At 56.1% G+C, this 15,234-nt stretch carries 12 protein-coding genes; 8 read left to right on the forward strand and 4 right to left on the reverse strand.

The window, feature by feature from the left end:
• Window positions 1-58 precede the first annotated feature (58 nt).
• The 4 genes from R1T46_RS16995 to smrA all read right to left on the reverse strand — a co-directional run bounded on the left by R1T46_RS16995 (window position 59) and on the right by smrA (window position 3,632).
• Window positions 59-2,257 (reverse strand): xanthine dehydrogenase family protein molybdopterin-binding subunit, encoded by a 2,199-nt coding sequence (locus tag R1T46_RS16995; RefSeq protein ID WP_317306281.1) that lies wholly within the window; start codon window positions 2,255-2,257, stop codon window positions 59-61.
• 7 nt (window positions 2,258-2,264) lie between these two features.
• On the reverse strand, window positions 2,265-2,750 hold the full coding sequence (locus tag R1T46_RS17000; RefSeq protein ID WP_041334968.1) for a (2Fe-2S)-binding protein: 486 nt from the start codon (window positions 2,748-2,750) through the stop codon (window positions 2,265-2,267).
• Between the two features lie 71 nt (window positions 2,751-2,821).
• A complete protein-coding gene (locus R1T46_RS17005; protein ID WP_036206969.1) occupies window positions 2,822-3,013 on the reverse strand; it encodes a hypothetical protein in 192 nt (63 codons plus the stop codon).
• A 40-nt stretch (window positions 3,014-3,053) separates the two neighbouring features.
• Window positions 3,054-3,632 (reverse strand): DNA endonuclease SmrA, encoded by a 579-nt coding sequence (gene smrA, locus R1T46_RS17010; protein ID WP_036206967.1) that lies wholly within the window; start codon window positions 3,630-3,632, stop codon window positions 3,054-3,056.
• Between the two features lie 185 nt (window positions 3,633-3,817).
• On the opposite strand from smrA, the gene R1T46_RS17015 reads away from it, so the two are divergent.
• The 8 genes from R1T46_RS17015 (at window position 3,818) to R1T46_RS17050 (ending at window position 15,233) form a co-directional block, all read left to right on the forward strand.
• Entirely contained in the window at window positions 3,818-5,734 is a 1,917-nt protein-coding gene (locus tag R1T46_RS17015; RefSeq protein WP_317306282.1) for a putative nucleotidyltransferase substrate binding domain-containing protein, read from the forward strand.
• A gap of 17 nt (window positions 5,735-5,751) precedes the next feature.
• Complete coding sequence (locus tag R1T46_RS17020; protein ID WP_036206569.1) at window positions 5,752-6,462, forward strand: PolC-type DNA polymerase III; 711 nt, start codon at window positions 5,752-5,754, stop codon at window positions 6,460-6,462.
• A 208-nt stretch (window positions 6,463-6,670) separates the two neighbouring features.
• Window positions 6,671-6,934, forward strand: a complete 264-nt coding sequence (locus R1T46_RS17025; protein ID WP_036206566.1) for a DUF4212 domain-containing protein — start codon at window positions 6,671-6,673, stop codon at window positions 6,932-6,934.
• A gap of 6 nt (window positions 6,935-6,940) precedes the next feature.
• Entirely contained in the window at window positions 6,941-8,707 is a 1,767-nt protein-coding gene (locus R1T46_RS17030) for a VC_2705 family sodium/solute symporter (RefSeq protein ID WP_036206564.1), read from the forward strand.
• Between the two features lie 98 nt (window positions 8,708-8,805).
• Window positions 8,806-9,312, forward strand: coding sequence for a hypothetical protein (locus tag R1T46_RS17035; RefSeq protein WP_036206561.1), 507 nt, complete (start codon window positions 8,806-8,808; stop codon window positions 9,310-9,312).
• A 52-nt stretch (window positions 9,313-9,364) separates the two neighbouring features.
• The gene (locus tag R1T46_RS17040) at window positions 9,365-12,883 is read left to right on the forward strand and encodes a PAS domain-containing hybrid sensor histidine kinase/response regulator (protein ID WP_317306285.1); all 3,519 of its coding nucleotides are present in this window, start codon (window positions 9,365-9,367) and stop codon (window positions 12,881-12,883) included.
• On the forward strand, window positions 12,880-14,520 hold the full coding sequence (locus tag R1T46_RS17045) for a tetratricopeptide repeat protein (RefSeq protein WP_317306286.1): 1,641 nt from the start codon (window positions 12,880-12,882) through the stop codon (window positions 14,518-14,520). Before R1T46_RS17040 ends, R1T46_RS17045 begins: the two co-directional genes overlap by 4 nt.
• Window positions 14,517-15,233, forward strand: coding sequence for a HAMP domain-containing sensor histidine kinase (locus R1T46_RS17050; RefSeq protein WP_317306287.1), 717 nt, complete (start codon window positions 14,517-14,519; stop codon window positions 15,231-15,233). The genes R1T46_RS17045 and R1T46_RS17050 overlap by 4 nt, the downstream gene beginning before the upstream one ends.
• The last annotated feature ends 1 nt before the right edge of the window (window position 15,234 follow it).

Raw genomic sequence — 15,234 nt, forward strand, 5'->3', positions numbered from 1 at the left:
GAGCGTGCCGCCCGCAAAGGCCGACGAACGCTCACCGATCGGCCTGGAAAGCCACGGGTTATACCGAGGCTTTCAGGGGAAGGCTGCGCTGGCGTTTCCCGCTCAGGGCAAACAACGCGTTACCCAAAGCGGGTATCACCGGAGGTACACCGGGCTCCCCCACACCGGTGGGCGATTCATCGCTATCGATGATATCCACCACCACCTCGGGCCGCTGATCATGACGCATGAGCGGGTAATCGTGGAAATTGCTTTGCTGGACCTGTCCGCCTTCCAGGGTAATGTTGCCGTAGAGCGCTGCCGTGAGGCCAAAGATAATACCGCCCTCGATCTGGTCGCGAACAATGTCCGGATTGACCACCTGGCCGCAATCCACAGCACAGTACACCCTGTGCACCCGGATTTCCCCGAACTCAACGCTGGCCTCAACCACCTGGGCCACATAGGTGCCAAAACTGCGGAACAGGGCAACGCCACGGGCCCGTCCTTCGGGTGCGGCGCTGTCCCATTGGGCAAGTTGGGCAGCCCTGTCCAGCACGCCCAGGTGTCTTGGTTCGTGATCAATCAATGAGCGCCGGAACCGGTACGGGTCCTGACCAACTTCATGGGCCAGTTCATCCATAAAGGTTTCAACGGCAAAGCCGTTGTGAGAGAAGCCCACGGACCGCCACCAGGACACTGGCACCCCTGGATCTGTGTGCGTATGACGTATGTCGAGATTCGGCACCCGATACGGATATTCTATGGCACCTTCAATGGCGGAGTGATCTTTCGGAGTCGCGATACCCTCGGCCATCAGCCCGACGCGCCCCAGAGTGCCGTACAGGAATTTCGGAGCCCAGGGGTACTGGGCTGGCGCAGCATTGCGTACGTACCAGTCCAGGATCTGCGGGCCAACAATCTGATGGTGCCAGCCAGTGACCTGATCACGGCTAACACTGGCCCGCATCCGGTGCAACATGGCCGGTCGATAAACATCGTGACGGGTATCTTCTTCCCGCGACCAGATCAGCTTGACCGGTTCGCGTACGCGGTAGGCGACAGACGCCGCTTCCTCGATGTAATCATTGGTCAGGCGGCGCCCAAAACCACCGCCGAGGAAGGTGGTATGAATGGTCACTTCATCAGGCGAGAGGTCCGTCACCCTCGCAGCCGCGATCCGGCCAAGATCGGGTGCCTGGGTCGGTGCCCAGACTTCAATGGCGCCGTCCCGATACCACGCCGTAGCGTTCATCGGCTCCAACGTCGCATGGGCCAGGTAAGGCTGCTCGTAGCTGGCCTCCACCACGCGTTCCGCACCTTGTTGTGCGTCGTCATAATCACCTTCGCTGCGCTCGCTTTCCCCCGGGTCTTCATCAGCGGCTTTGTGGTACGAGGAGAACACCTGATCGGAGGACACATCCAACGCGCCGTCGTTATCCCATTCGATCGTCAGGGCGTCCTGAGCCTTACGGGCCCGCCAGTATTTATTTGCCACAACCGCCACGCCACGCTCTATCTCGAACACGTCCAGAACGCCCGGCAACCGGCGAGCAGCGGTATCATCGTATGATTTTACCCGGGCGCCATAGCTCGCAGGGCGGGACACCACCGCGTAAACCATGCCTTCCAGTTCGACATCAATGCCGTAGATTGGCGCGCCGGTGGACTTGGCTTCGGCATCCAGGCGTCCCCGTTCCTTGCCGATGTACCTCCACTCCTCACGGGGTTTGAGTGACGGAGCCTCCGGCACCGTATGCTTCGCTGCCAGTTCCACTAGCCGACCGTAAGCCAGGCTGTCGCGTCCGTTCGGATGGACCACCCTGCCTTCGGCCGCCCGGCATTCAGCGGGGCTGACTTCCCAGACACTGGCTGCGGCAGCAACCAGCATCATGCGGGCAGAGGCTCCCGCCACCCGTAGCGGCTGCCAACTGGTCGCCAGACTGGTGCTGCCGCCGGTCAATTGCAGTTTGTAGAGGGGATTCCGGTATTCCGGGGCCGCAGGGGCAAATTGCAGTTTGATGGAGGCTGGCGCCACCCCGAGCTCTTCCGCAATGAGGGTGGTCAGGCCAGTGTAGGTTCCCTGCCCCATCTCAACGCGCGCCAGCGTGAAATAAACCTGATCATCGGTCGTCAGCTCCAGCCAGGCGTCAGGTTTCCAGCTACCATCCTGCTCACCATAATCGGTCTGGATGCCAGCGCAGCCCGGAAGCGACAGGGACAGGACCAGCCCGCCAGAGGAGCCTGCGGTTACCTTCAGGAAATCGCGTCGATTCATGGACATATTACCCTTGCCCCCGATCAGGACGGGCTGCGTCATCACCAACCACGGACTCAACCGCCGCGACAATGCGGGAATAGGTACCGCAACGGCAGAGATTTCCGCTTACGGCGGCAACAATATCATCGCGGGAGGGAGCTTCGTTGTGCTGCAACAAATGCGCCGCACTCATAATCTGGCCAGACTGGCAATAGCCGCACTGGGGCACACCATGTTCGACCCATGCCTTTTGCAAAGGATGCAGGTTTCCATCTTGCGACAGACCTTCGATGGTTGTCACATCCCCACCGTCAGCCAATTCAACCGGGGTGGAACAGGAACGCACCGGATGCCCGTTCAGGTGCACGGTACAGGCGCCGCAGAGCCCCATGCCGCATCCAAATTTGGTACCTTTCAGTCCGAGTTCATCGCGAATCACCCATAGCAGCGGGGTATCGCTGTCTACGTCGAGCATCCGCTCCCGGCCATTTACGGTAAGGCTCACGGCCATGGTTGTTCTCTCCCCTGCTGCCCGGAACCCTGGCCCCGGCTGAGTTTTATTATTATGAACGCTGAGCGTCCTTATTTGATGACGTCGTTGCCGTCCTTGTCGGTCCAGATTTTCCGTTCGCCGGCTTCCATTTTACCCTCGGAGTCCCAAACCTCGCGGTCCGTTGTTGCCTCTTCCACCTTGCCGTTGTCATTCCAGATGACCCGGTCTTTACACCCGGCCAGTGCCGCTACCATAAAAAGTACCAACATCAGTTGCTTCACACTTACCTCCGAACCGATCTTGTCGGCGTTGGGTGAATAGTCAGGATCCGTGAATCTCACGGTTACGCTGTTTGTCGCGGTCGCCCTTGCGGACCATGACATAGACGGCACCGGTGCCGCCATGGCGCTTCTGGGCCGAATGAAACGCCAGCACATCTTCCAACTCTGGCAGCCATTTGGCCAGATGGCTCTTGAGCTGGGCGATACCGTCCGGGTTACGCTCTCCCTTGCCGTGGAGAATAATGACGGATCGAAGTCCATAGCGCACGCAATCATTAATGAAACCAAACACGTCCCGACGCGCTTCTTCAACAGTCATTCGATGCAGGTCCAGGCGCGCTTCAATCGGGTACTGCCCCAGACGGAGCTTACGGAATACGCCATGCTGCACACCGGGCCGCTGCCAACAGAGAACATCGTGCGCTGTCAGAGGCTCAACCATATCCGCCGTCAGTGGATTGCGATCCCTGTGCGGCTGATCTATGGCGGACCGCTGCCGCTCAAGGTGCCCTGGGGTCAAATCCTTTGGGGCTTTAACATCGGCTTTGTTCGGCTTCCGGATACGGCGGACATCCTTCATCTCCTCCAGGAAGCTCAGGCGCTCATCTTTGGTTGTCATGGCGATATCATTTACGGTCGAAGTTGCATGGACTTTACCACCCGGCTCACCCATCATAAAGGAGGCCCCTCGCCCTACCCACTGCCAGGCCGGGGCTGGCCCGCGCTCAGACAAACATCGTAGGGCCGGTAGATAGACGGTTGGTCTACACTTCCGGCTCATAAGCACGACAACGGACCGCGATTATGACTGCCGCATCGCAAGACAGTGCACGCCCCCAGAATACCCGTGCCATCATGGCATTTCTGCGGGAGCATTCGCCTTTTTCAAACATGGACGATGCACATCTGGCCCATTATGCCGAGCATGCCTCGCTGAGATTCTACGCCGATGGCGATGTGGTGCTGACACCGGACGAGGGCCCGGTAGAACGGTTCTACGTGGTCAAACAGGGCCGTATTCGCGGCGAACGGGAGCGAGACAAGGACGGAGAAACCGAAACCACCTTTGAAATAAGCCAGGGCGAATGTTTTCCATTGGCCGCGCTGATTGGAGAACGCCCCACCCGCACACTGCATCGCGCCTCCGGAGACACCTTCTGCCTTAGCATTGAACACGACACCTTTGTCATGCTGTTCTCGCAGAGTGATCCCTTTCGTGATTTTTGCCTTCGCGGCGTCAGCAGCCTGCTTGATCAGGTGAATCAGCGCATACAGACCGGCGCCATGGCTTCCATTGGTTCCAGTAACTCGCTGGACACCCCGCTGGAACGCTACGCTATTCGCAACCCCATCGTCTGCTCTCCGGACCTCCCGGTCCGAAAAGCGGTTGCGCGCATGCACGAAAACAGTGTCGGTAGCATCGTGATTACCGACGACGAACGGCATCCCACAGGTATATTCACTCTTAGGGATCTGCGCACCATGGTGGCAGAGGAGAAGGGCCCTCTGGACACGCCCATCGGCCAGGTCATGACCAGGAACCCCTGTTGCCTCACGGCCAGCGCAGATGCTTTTGAAGCCGCCATGCTGATGGCAGAGCATCACTTTGCCCACATCTGCGTGGTGGATGACGAGCACCGACTGATTGGCATGGTATCCGAGCGCGACCTGTTCTCACTTCAGCGGGTCGATCTCGTCAACCTCGCCAGAACCATCGGCACCGCCAGCCATCTCCGTACCCTGGTCAGCCTCCGTAAGGATGTGTCCCGGTTAGTGGACGCGATGCTCGCTCACGGGGCCGATTCCGGCCAGGTGGTAAAAATTATTACCACCTTGAACGATGTCACTGTAAGACGGGTCCTGGAACTGAACATCAAGAAACACGACCCTGGCATCCCTTTCACCTGGCTGACATTCGGAAGCGAAGGTCGGCAGGAACAAACCCTGTTAACAGATCAGGATAACGGCATCCTGTTCCAGACACCGGAGGGGATGACCGAGGAACAGGTCAGGGAAAAGCTGTTGCCCTTCGCGGAAACCGTCAACAAGGAACTGGCGGAATGCGGCTTTACCCTGTGCAAGGGTAATATCATGGCCAGCAATCCCAAACTGTGCCTCAGCGGCAGGGAGTGGGATGACTGGTTTGCCCGATTTATCGACGCCTCAACTCCGCAGAATCTGGTGTACTCCTCGATTTTCCTCGACATGCGGGCGGTATTCGGGCCGATGGAACCACTGGAAAGGTTGCTGGATAAAGTGCTCACGCGCATACGCAAGAACGACCTGTTCCAGAAGATGCTGGCGGGCAACGCCATTACCCGCAAACCTCCTCTGACCATGTTCCGCAACTTTCGCTATGCCCCGGATGGCAAGAAAAACACACTTGATCTGAAGCGCCAGGGACTGGCTCCCTTCGTGGAAGCCGTTCGGGTACTTGCCCTCGCCAATAATGTGGGCACAGCCAACACACTGGAGCGCATGCAGCAGCTCGCCTTAAAAGGTGTCTTTGACACCAAAGACGCCAACGCCTGGCAGGAGGCCTATAGCCTGATCCAGGCTATTCGGATGAGGGCACACCAGGAGATGCTGGACCGCGGCGAGCCCCTGTCCAATTACATAAACCCGGACGACCTTAACCCTCTGGACCGCCGGATTCTTCGCGAGTCGTTCCGCCAGGCACAACGCCTGCAGCAGAAACTGGAAATCACCTACCAACTCTGAAAACCGGGCCAACCTTTATGCTGGAACAGATCAAAAACTGGATCGAACGGCGTAGGGCCGGCAGCACCGGTGGTCCCGATCACGAACACTTGCCAACGCCAAAGGCGGCCGGAGACCAGCGCCTGTCAGACTGCCGATTGATCGTACTGGACCTGGAAACCACGGGCCTCAACCCGGCAAAGGACAATGTCATCGCCATCGGTGCGGTGGCCATTCGGCATAACTCCATTGACCTGGGCGACCAGTTTGATCTGATCCTGCGTCGCCCAGAGTTGGACATCAGCGAAACGGTACTCATCCACGGTATCGGTCCGGAAGCACTGACTCAGGGACATGAGACAGAAGACGCACTGCTCCATCTGCTGGAATGGATGAATGGCGACCCTATCCTTGCCTACCATTCGGCCTTTGATCAGAAATTCCTTGAAAAGACTCTCAAGCAAACACTGAGTTACACCCAGCTCCACACATGGCTCGATGTAGCCGAGATGCTCCCTGCCTTCTTTCCCAACTCCAAAACCGGAGGCAAAGGCCTGGACAACTGGGCCGATTTTTTCGACCTGGAAGTCAGCGCCCGCCATCATGCTGCTGCCGATGCCATGGTGACGGCTGAATTAACCCTTGCGGTCATCAATAAAGCACGAAAAAGCGGTGTCACCACATTGCGTGACTTCAATGAAAAACTGAAGTACCACCGGCAACTGAAGAACATCCATCGGCGAGGCTAGAACCCCGGAACTGTGTTGCGTTTGCAGACGCTTTATCCCTCAAATTACTGAGAATTAGACCTTTTGCCAATATCTATCTATCGCTTGACGGGTAAAGTCGAATAGGACATTACGTCGGAGAAGAACTATATGAATAATAATTTCTCTACAACCAACACTTCTCAGAAAACCCACCAAACCTCCACAACAACAACACAGGAGTGATCCTATGTCAGGTCATGACTACGATGCTGTGAATTACTGGAAGGCGAATCTTCGTCTTATATTCGGGAGCCTCATTGTCTGGGCCCTCGTGTCTTATGGGTTTGCGATACTGCTTCGCCCCATGCTCGCCGGAATCCCCATTGGCGGAACCGACCTCGGCTTCTGGTTCGCCCAACAGGGTTCGATTCTTACTTTCATCGCGCTGATCTTCCATTACGCGTGGCGAATGAACAAGCTCGATGAAAAATTCGGCGTGCATGAGGAGTAAGTTCGAATGAGTCAATTTGCAATCAATTTATTATTTGTGGGCGGCTCATTCGCCCTCTATATCGGCATCGCAATTTGGGCGAGAGCCGGTAGCACAAGTGATTTCTACGTTGCTGGTGGCGGCGTTCACCCAATCACCAACGGTGCGGCGATCGGCGCTGACTGGATGTCCGCAGCATCCTTTATCTCCATGGCGGGCTTGATTGCCGCTGGTGGTTACGCAAACTCGACGTTCCTGATGGGCTGGACAGGCGGCTACGTTCTGCTGGCCATGCTTCTGGCGCCTTACCTGCGTAAGTTTGGTAAGTTTACGGTTCCCGAGTTCATTGGTGACCGCTTTTACAGCAAGAATGCCCGTCTCGTGGCAGTTATCTGTCTGATTGTAGCGTCCGTGACCTACGTCATCGGCCAGATGGCTGGTGCTGGCGTAGCCTTCTCGCGTTTCCTTGAAGTCGAATCAACCATGGGTCTGATCATTGCGGCTGTGGTGGTATTCGTCTACGCCGTACTCGGCGGCATGAAGGGCATCACCTATACCCAGGTGGCTCAGTACTGCGTACTGATCGTTGCCTATACCATCCCTGCCGTTTTCATCTCCCTGCAACTGACTGGTAATGCTCTGCCTCCGCTGGGTCTGTTCTCGACTCACGTGGACTCCGGCATGCCGATTCTGGACAAGCTAAACCAGGTCATCACGGATCTCGGCTTCAACGAGTACACCGCTGATGTCGACAATAAACTGAACATGGTTCTGTTTACTCTGTCCCTGATGATCGGTACCGCTGGTCTGCCCCACGTCATTATCCGGTTCTTCACGGTACCGAAGGTGGCGGATGCACGCTGGTCTGCTGGCTGGGCACTGGTTTTCATCGCCCTGCTCTACCTGACAGCGCCGGCCGTTGCTTCCATGGCTCGTTTGAATCTGATGACCACTATCTATCCTGAAGGCACTCAAGCAGAGCCGATCCAGTATGATGAGCGTCCGCAGTGGATCAAAGAATGGGAAGTTACTGGCCTGATTCAGTACGAGGACAAAAACGGAGACGGTCGTATCCAGCTGTATAACGACTCGCCTGCGTTTGAAAGCACGGCTCAGTCTCGCGGCTGGGAAGGCAACGAGCTGGTCGTGAACCGGGATATCCTGGTACTGGCCAACCCGGAAATCGCCAACCTGCCAGGATGGGTTATCGGCCTGATCGCCGCCGGTGGTCTGGCTGCGGCACTGTCAACGGCAGCCGGTCTGTTGCTGGCAATATCGTCAGCGGTCAGTCACGACCTGATCAAAGGCTCGATCAACCCCAACATCACGGAGAAAGGCGAGCTGCTCGCAGCCCGAATATCGATGGCAGTCGCAATCTGTGTTGCCACCTATCTGGGCGCAAACCCACCGGGCTTCGCGGCACAAGTTGTTGCACTAGCCTTCGGCATCGCAGCAGCGTCCCTGTTCCCGGCGCTGATGATGGGTATTTTCTCCAAGCGGGTTAACAATGTCGGTGCAATCGCCGGTATGCTGACCGGTCTTGGCTTCACCCTGGCGTACATCTTCGTGTACAAGGGCTGGCTGTTCATTCCGGGCACCAACAACCTCGCAGACACCCCGGAAAACTGGGTACTGGGCATTTCGCCTCTGTCTATCGGTGCAGTTGGTGCTGTCGTCAACTTTGCGGTAGCCTTCATTGTGTCCAACGCAACTGAAGAACCGCCCGTTGAGATTCAGGAACTGGTTGAAAGCGTCCGCTACCCACGTGGTGCGAGTCAGGCTCACGACCACTAAGCAACGAATCAGCCTAATTCATTGAATGAATTAGAAGGTTGATGACGAACGGGCTTCCTCTGTGAGGGAGCCCGTTCTTTTTTAAGGAAACCTGTTTTATGTTCTGGACGTTTGTCGCTACCGTTGTTTGCGGCCTCGGGGCCGCTGGTATTGCGCTTGGTATTCGGGCTGTCACCCGAAATCTCGCTCCGAAATGGATCATCCCGGTATTTGCCGGAGCAGGTATGCTTGGATACCTCATATACACCGAATACACTTGGTTTGACCAGAAGCAGTCCCTGATGCCCGAAGAAGCCGTCATTGTGGACACGGAAAGCAACGGCATTCTCTGGCGCCCATGGACGTTTTTCTTCCCTTACGTCAACGCCTTTTCGACAGTTGATACCAAGAGCATCAGCGAAACCCCCTCAAATCCGAACGTAGTGCGATTCACACTGTATCGTTTCGAGCAGAAGATGACCGACGCCGTCTCCCATCGGGTTCATATTCTCAACTGCAGTACCCACGAACTCGTACCATTGGGTTCGGACGGTGCTCCAAGGCTTGATAACATGAAGGAGCTGGATCCGCAGGACAAACTGCTGAACACCGTTTGCAGCGGATAACGATAAACTCAATGAACCCCGACAGTCCCGGGTAGAATAAAAAGAGCGAATTATGATTAGTGCCTGGTTGCTGGTTTTAATCTCCATCACCTACATTTCGATTCTTTTTATTATTGCCTGGGCCGGCGACAAGCATCCTGGTCTCTACCGTCGCCGACTGGCACGTACCCATATCTATGCCCTGTCACTCGCGGTCTACTTCACCTCCTGGACGTTTTATGGTGCCGTAGGCCGGGCAACTCAGGAGGGGCTGGGCTTTTTACCAATCTATCTCGGCCCATTGCTCGTTTTTGTCTTTGGTGCTCCCCTGTTGCGTCGTATTATCTTCATCAGCAAACGCAACAACACCACCTCCATCGCTGACTTCATTGCGTCCCGCTACGGCAAATCCCAGTCACTCGCTGCAATGGTGGCAATCTTTGCGTTAATCGGCAGCGTTCCCTATATTGCCTTGCAACTCAAAGCCATCTCCATGGGCTTTAGCGTCCTGTCGGACACCGGCGTGGAGCCCAATGAGCTCAGTACCGCTGCGTGGAACGACTCAGCCTGGTACATCACTCTGGTCCTCGCGGTATTTACGGTCCTGTTCGGCACCCGACACCTCGAATCAACCGAACATCACCGGGGCATGATACAGGCGGTAGCCTTCGAATCATTGATAAAGCTCGTGGCCTTCGTGGCCGTTGGCCTGTTCGTTATCTATGGTCTTTATGGCGGTTTCGGCGATCTCTGGAGCAACGTCCGCAGCGCAGGACTTGTTGGCACCCTGACCACTGACAGCGTTGAAGCACCGGCTTTTATCACTCAGACGCTGGTGGCCATGCTCGCAATCATCTGCCTACCCCGACAATTTCATGTGATGGTGGTGGAAAACACCGACCACCGGGATTTTGAAACAGCCCGCTGGGCAATGCCGATTTACCTGATTATCGCCAGCGCCTTTGTCCTGCCTATTGCGGCCGCAGGCTTGCTATCCCCGGAAGCCAGTGCATCCGACCCGGATATTCTGATCCTTAACCTACCGATCCTCGCTGGCGAGCAATGGCTGGCCATTCTGGCGTTCCTGGGAGGCGGTTCTGCGGCTGCGGCAATGGTCATTGTCTGCTCTGTTGCCATTGCCACTATGGTGAGCAACGAAATCATCATGCCGGCGTTGTTGAAGTTCTTCCGGCCACGTATGAACAAACGTACCGACCTCAGCTACCTGCTGCTCAGCATTCGTCGAGTTGCCATATTCGTGGTTCTGTTCACAGCCTACGGGTTCTACCGCATGGCAGGTGAGGACTACAGTCTGACCGCTTTCGGACTGCTGTCTTTCGCCGCGGCGGCACAATTCGGCCCAGCGCTGGTCGGTGGCATTCTCTGGCGCAAAGGCAATCACACCGGCGCGGTCTGGGGGCTGGGGCTTGGTTTCCTGATGTGGTGCTATACGCTACTGCTTCCTGCCCTGGCATCGACTGGCTGGCTGAGTAATACCTTCATTGAACAGGGACTCTGGGGTATTAACTGGACGCGGCCGACCGCCCTCTTCGGCTCCGAGTTCGATCAAACCAGTCACGGTATTATCTGGAGCCTGGGAATAAATTCGATTACCTACATCGTACTCTCCATGCTCACCCGCCAACGAGTGCGGGAGAAAATTCAGATTGCCTCATTTTTCCATGATCCGCAGCCGAGAGCAGAAACACCTCAACAACAGAGTTGGCAAGGCGAAATCATGACCTCAGACCTGCAGGCCATCGCAGACCGGTTCATGGGGGAAGAGCGAGCCGAAGCCATTTTTCGCAATTACGAACGGCGCAACGCCATACGGCTACACCCTCACAGGCCCGCCTCATCACACCTGATGAAGTTCATCGAACGCCAACTGGCGTCGGTTATCGGGGCGTCCACAGCACGTGTGGTGTTGGAATCCACACTTACCGGGCGGGACATGCAGATCGAGGATGTCGTCAGCATCGTCGACGAAGCCTCTCAGGCCATGACCTTCAGCCGAGAGCTACTGCAGTCTGCTATTGAGAACATCAGCCTGGGCGTTTCTGTAGTCAACCACCAACAACAGCTGGTCGTGTGGAATCACCGCTACCTTGAACAGTTCAGCTACCCCACTGGCTTCGTTCGCGTTGGCAGGCCGGTGGAAGACCTCATGCGGTACAATCTTACCAGTGCCAATCTCCCGGCCAGACGCATCGACGACATCATTGCTGATCGATGCACCAGCATGCGGGAAGGTCGACCCATGTCCTACGAAAGGCAGCGTCCCGATGGCACGGTACTGAGGATTGACGGTAGCCCGATTCCCGGCGGTGGTTATGTGACTACTTTCCAGGACATCACCGCCATGCGGCGGACAGAACAGGCACTGAAAGAAACCAACATCTATCTGGAACAGAGAGTCAAAGAACGCACCCAGGAACTCCAGGTGATCAACGAGCAGATGCTCAAAGCCAAATCCGTTGCCGAACAAGCCAACCAGAGCAAGACCCGTTTCCTGGCTTCCGCCAGTCACGACCTTCTACAACCGCTGAACGCCGCACGCCTGTTTACCTCCGCACTCGCTGGCAAGGCCAGGGACCCTGAAATGACCGAACTGGTGGACCACATTGACAGCTCTCTAGGCGCCGCTGAAGAAATCATCAGCACCCTATTGGACATCTCAAAGCTGGACGCCGGTGCACTGGAACCGGATATCGGTGTGTTTCCGGTCAACGAGATCATGCGGCACCTGGCAACCGACTTCTCTGCCATCGCAAAAGACCAGGGCCTGGATCTTCATGTCGTCCCCAGCAGCGCCTGGGTGCGGTCAGACTCGAAACTGCTGCGGCGCGTTATCCAAAACTTTCTTTCCAACGCCATTCGTTACACCCCGAGCGGGAAAATTCTACTGGGCTGTCGGCGCCTGAAAGGGTATATCCGCATCGAGGTATGGGATACCGGGCCGGGTATTCCAGAAGACCAGCTTACTCACATCTTCGAGGAATTCCGTCGTTTTCAGCAGGGCCGGGACAAAAAAGGCCTTGGTCTGGGGCTCGCGATTGTCGACCGCATCTGTGGCATGCTTAATCACCCGGTGAACGTGCAGTCGATTCAGGGACTCGGCAGCGTATTCAGCATCACCGTGCCAGTTGCGCCGGCCGAACACAGTGATCAGAACACCACAAAATCTGCACCTGCGTCGCGGCGTGTATCGAGCCTGGGGGGCCTTCACGTCGTCTGTATCGACAATGATCCTGCTATCCTTCACGGCATGAGCGCCTTGCTGGACAACTGGCACTGTGACGTGACAACAGCCGAAAGCCTGGAGGATGCTCGGGACAAGCTGAACGGTACGAAACCGGACATCATATTGGCCGACTACCAATTGGACGAAAACCGGAATGGGCTCGATGCCATGGATTCATTGAGGGACGAGATCAGCAATGATATACCCGGCATACTCATTACCGGCTATATGGCTCCGGACGTCAGGGAGGATGCAATCAGCAGGGGATACCAGATCCTTTATAAACCGGTAAAGCCAGCCGCATTACGAGCACTGGTTAACAAGTTGCTGAAACAGAAACGGCCATGACCAAACCGACTAGCAATGCCATCGGCGCCAGCTTCGGGAAACTCAGTTACCTGATCGTCGACGACTTTGAGAATTTTCGATTGTCCATGCGGCAAATCTTGCGGAATTGCGGCGCCGACAAGATCGAGTCAGTCGCCAACGCACTCGCTGCCGTCCAATATTGTGCCTATAACCACGTAGACGTGGTGCTTTGCGACTACAACCTGGGTGAGGGCAAGAACGGCCAGCATATACTCGAGGAGCTCCGGTACAAGAAACTCCTGAAACGCTCTTCGCTGTTTCTGATGGTGACCGCCGAAACCTCCAAGGAGATGGTGATGGGCGCCCGGGAATACCAACCTGACGGCTACCTCACCAAGCCTATCAACCGTGCCATGCTTGAAAAGCGACTGGGCAGCCTTATCGCACAACGCAATGCCCTGCTTCCCATCAACCGGGAGATCGATCGGGAAAACTTCCCCGAAGCCATTTCTCTCTGCCTGCAGACGCTACCCTCGCAACCCCGCTACAAGACCTGGCTTATGAAAACGCTGGCCGACCTCTATTACCAGGTTGGAGACTTCAGCCATGCCCTGAAAATCCATGACGATGTACTGAGCCAGCGCGATTTGTCCTGGGCAAGGCTTGGTCGTGGCAAGATACTGATTGCCAACCAGAATTACGAAGACGCGGCGGCAACCCTGAAAGAGTTGGTGTCCGAACATCCAGATTACATGGAAGCGTATGACCTTCTTTCCGAAGCTCTCGAAAAACAGGGCCGGCCCATTCAGGCTCAGCAAATTCTTGAGACGGCGGCAGAGCACTCCCCCAACGCCCTGCTACGGCACAAGCACCTGGCCATACTGGCCTCATCCAATCAGGATATACCGACAGCGTGCAACGCCTGGCGACAGACCGTTAGCCTTGGCACCTACTCGGTACACGATAACTCCGAACACTATCTCGCATTGGGTCAGTCACTGTCTGACCTCAGTGAAGGAGAGTCGTCGAATGAGGGTGTTACCCATGCGGACGAAGCTCTGGCAATACTCCGGCGCATGGAAAAGCGGTTTGCCGGGGAGGAGGACGTCAAGCTAAGGAGCCGAATTGTCGAGTCCCGGATTCATGCCGGCCAGGACCGAATAAATGAGGCCCAAAATGCTCTAGACAGCATTGCGGACGAACTCGATCCTGAGCTGATGGCCCCCGAAACCTGCCTTGACTACGCCAAGACACTGTTCCGTCTGGGTCGGGAAAACGACGCCAAGAACCTGCTCAGCGCGCTTGCCATCCGCTGCAGCGACAACTCTCCACTATTGCAGAAAATCGAGAGTTTACTCGATGAGCCCGTGGGCTTCCGACAGAAACTACAGGCCCGGTCGCTGAATCGTGACGGTATCAAGGCCTTCGAGGCAGGCAATCTGGATGATGCCGTTGCCACATTCAATCGGGCACTGGATATTGTGCCCTCCCACGCGGCTCTCAATTTGAACCTGGTACAGGTGTTGATGAAGCAATATCAGGACACAGCAGGTGATCGCGAGCTTTTGAAGCGCTGTGAGAGATGCCTGGAAAGGCTCGCTGGTCTGCCAGAACAACATCGCCAACACCGACGTCTGATCTCTTTGCGCAAGAAACTGGAAGGAATGATGCCATGACCACCAATGATCATGATGAGTTGACCCACTCCCGGGATGCACAGAGCATCGACTTTTCAATGGTTTTGGCCTCTGCCGTCCACGACATGAAGAATTCCCTGGGCATGTTGCTGAACTCCCTGGACGAGCTCCGCCAGGAGCAGGCAGACACCATCGGCGACTCTCCGCGTTTCAATACCCTGCAGTATGAAGCCGAACGCATGCACAACGATCTGGTGCAGTTGCTGGGCATTTACAGGCTTGGCGAAAACAATCTGTCCGCACACGTCGAGGAACACTTCGTTCCGGACTTCCTCGCCCAGCAAATGGCCCGTCATACGCCGCTTCTTGAGGGCATGGGTATCAAACTGGCCATTGAATGCGATGAAATCAACGGTTTCTTCGATGAGGACCTGCTGACCGGTGTACTCAATAACACCATCAACAACGCCATCCGGTACACCAAGAGTATGATCAAGCTGACGGCGACGATGCATGATGGGTTTCTGGTCATTGGCGTCGAAGACAACGGCGACGGATACCCGGAAAACATGCAACACAATGGAACTCCCAGCTTCAAATCGCTGAACTTCAACAGTGGAAGCACCAGCCTTGGGCTGTTCTTCGCATCATCGGTTGCCCAGCTTCATAGCAATGGTGACCGCCACGGATATATCAAGCTGCACAATGATGGCCACCTGCGCGGTGGCGTATTCGAGATCTGGCTGCCATGAT

The sequence above is a fragment of the Marinobacter salarius genome (genome assembly GCF_032922745.1).
GTDB lineage: Bacteria > Pseudomonadota > Gammaproteobacteria > Pseudomonadales > Oleiphilaceae > Marinobacter.

Bases quoted from the DNA above. Each gene is read 5' to 3' on its own strand.
- R1T46_RS17015 (WP_317306282.1), top strand. From the start codon at position 3,818: ATGACTGCCGCATCGCAAGACAGTGCACGCCCCCAGAATACCCGTGCC.
- R1T46_RS17030 (WP_036206564.1), top strand. From the start codon at position 6,941: ATGAGTCAATTTGCAATCAATTTATTATTTGTGGGCGGCTCATTCGCC.
- R1T46_RS17045 (WP_317306286.1), top strand. From the start codon at position 12,880: ATGACCAAACCGACTAGCAATGCCATCGGCGCCAGCTTCGGGAAACTC.
- R1T46_RS17025 (WP_036206566.1), top strand. From the start codon at position 6,671: ATGTCAGGTCATGACTACGATGCTGTGAATTACTGGAAGGCGAATCTT.
- R1T46_RS17000 (WP_041334968.1), bottom strand. From the start codon at position 2,750: ATGGCCGTGAGCCTTACCGTAAATGGCCGGGAGCGGATGCTCGACGTA.
- R1T46_RS17035 (WP_036206561.1), top strand. From the start codon at position 8,806: ATGTTCTGGACGTTTGTCGCTACCGTTGTTTGCGGCCTCGGGGCCGCT.
- R1T46_RS17020 (WP_036206569.1), top strand. From the start codon at position 5,752: ATGCTGGAACAGATCAAAAACTGGATCGAACGGCGTAGGGCCGGCAGC.
- R1T46_RS17050 (WP_317306287.1), top strand. From the start codon at position 14,517: ATGACCACCAATGATCATGATGAGTTGACCCACTCCCGGGATGCACAG.
- smrA (WP_036206967.1), bottom strand. From the start codon at position 3,632: ATGACAACCAAAGATGAGCGCCTGAGCTTCCTGGAGGAGATGAAGGAT.
- R1T46_RS16995 (WP_317306281.1), bottom strand. From the start codon at position 2,257: ATGAATCGACGCGATTTCCTGAAGGTAACCGCAGGCTCCTCTGGCGGG.
- R1T46_RS17040 (WP_317306285.1), top strand. From the start codon at position 9,365: ATGATTAGTGCCTGGTTGCTGGTTTTAATCTCCATCACCTACATTTCG.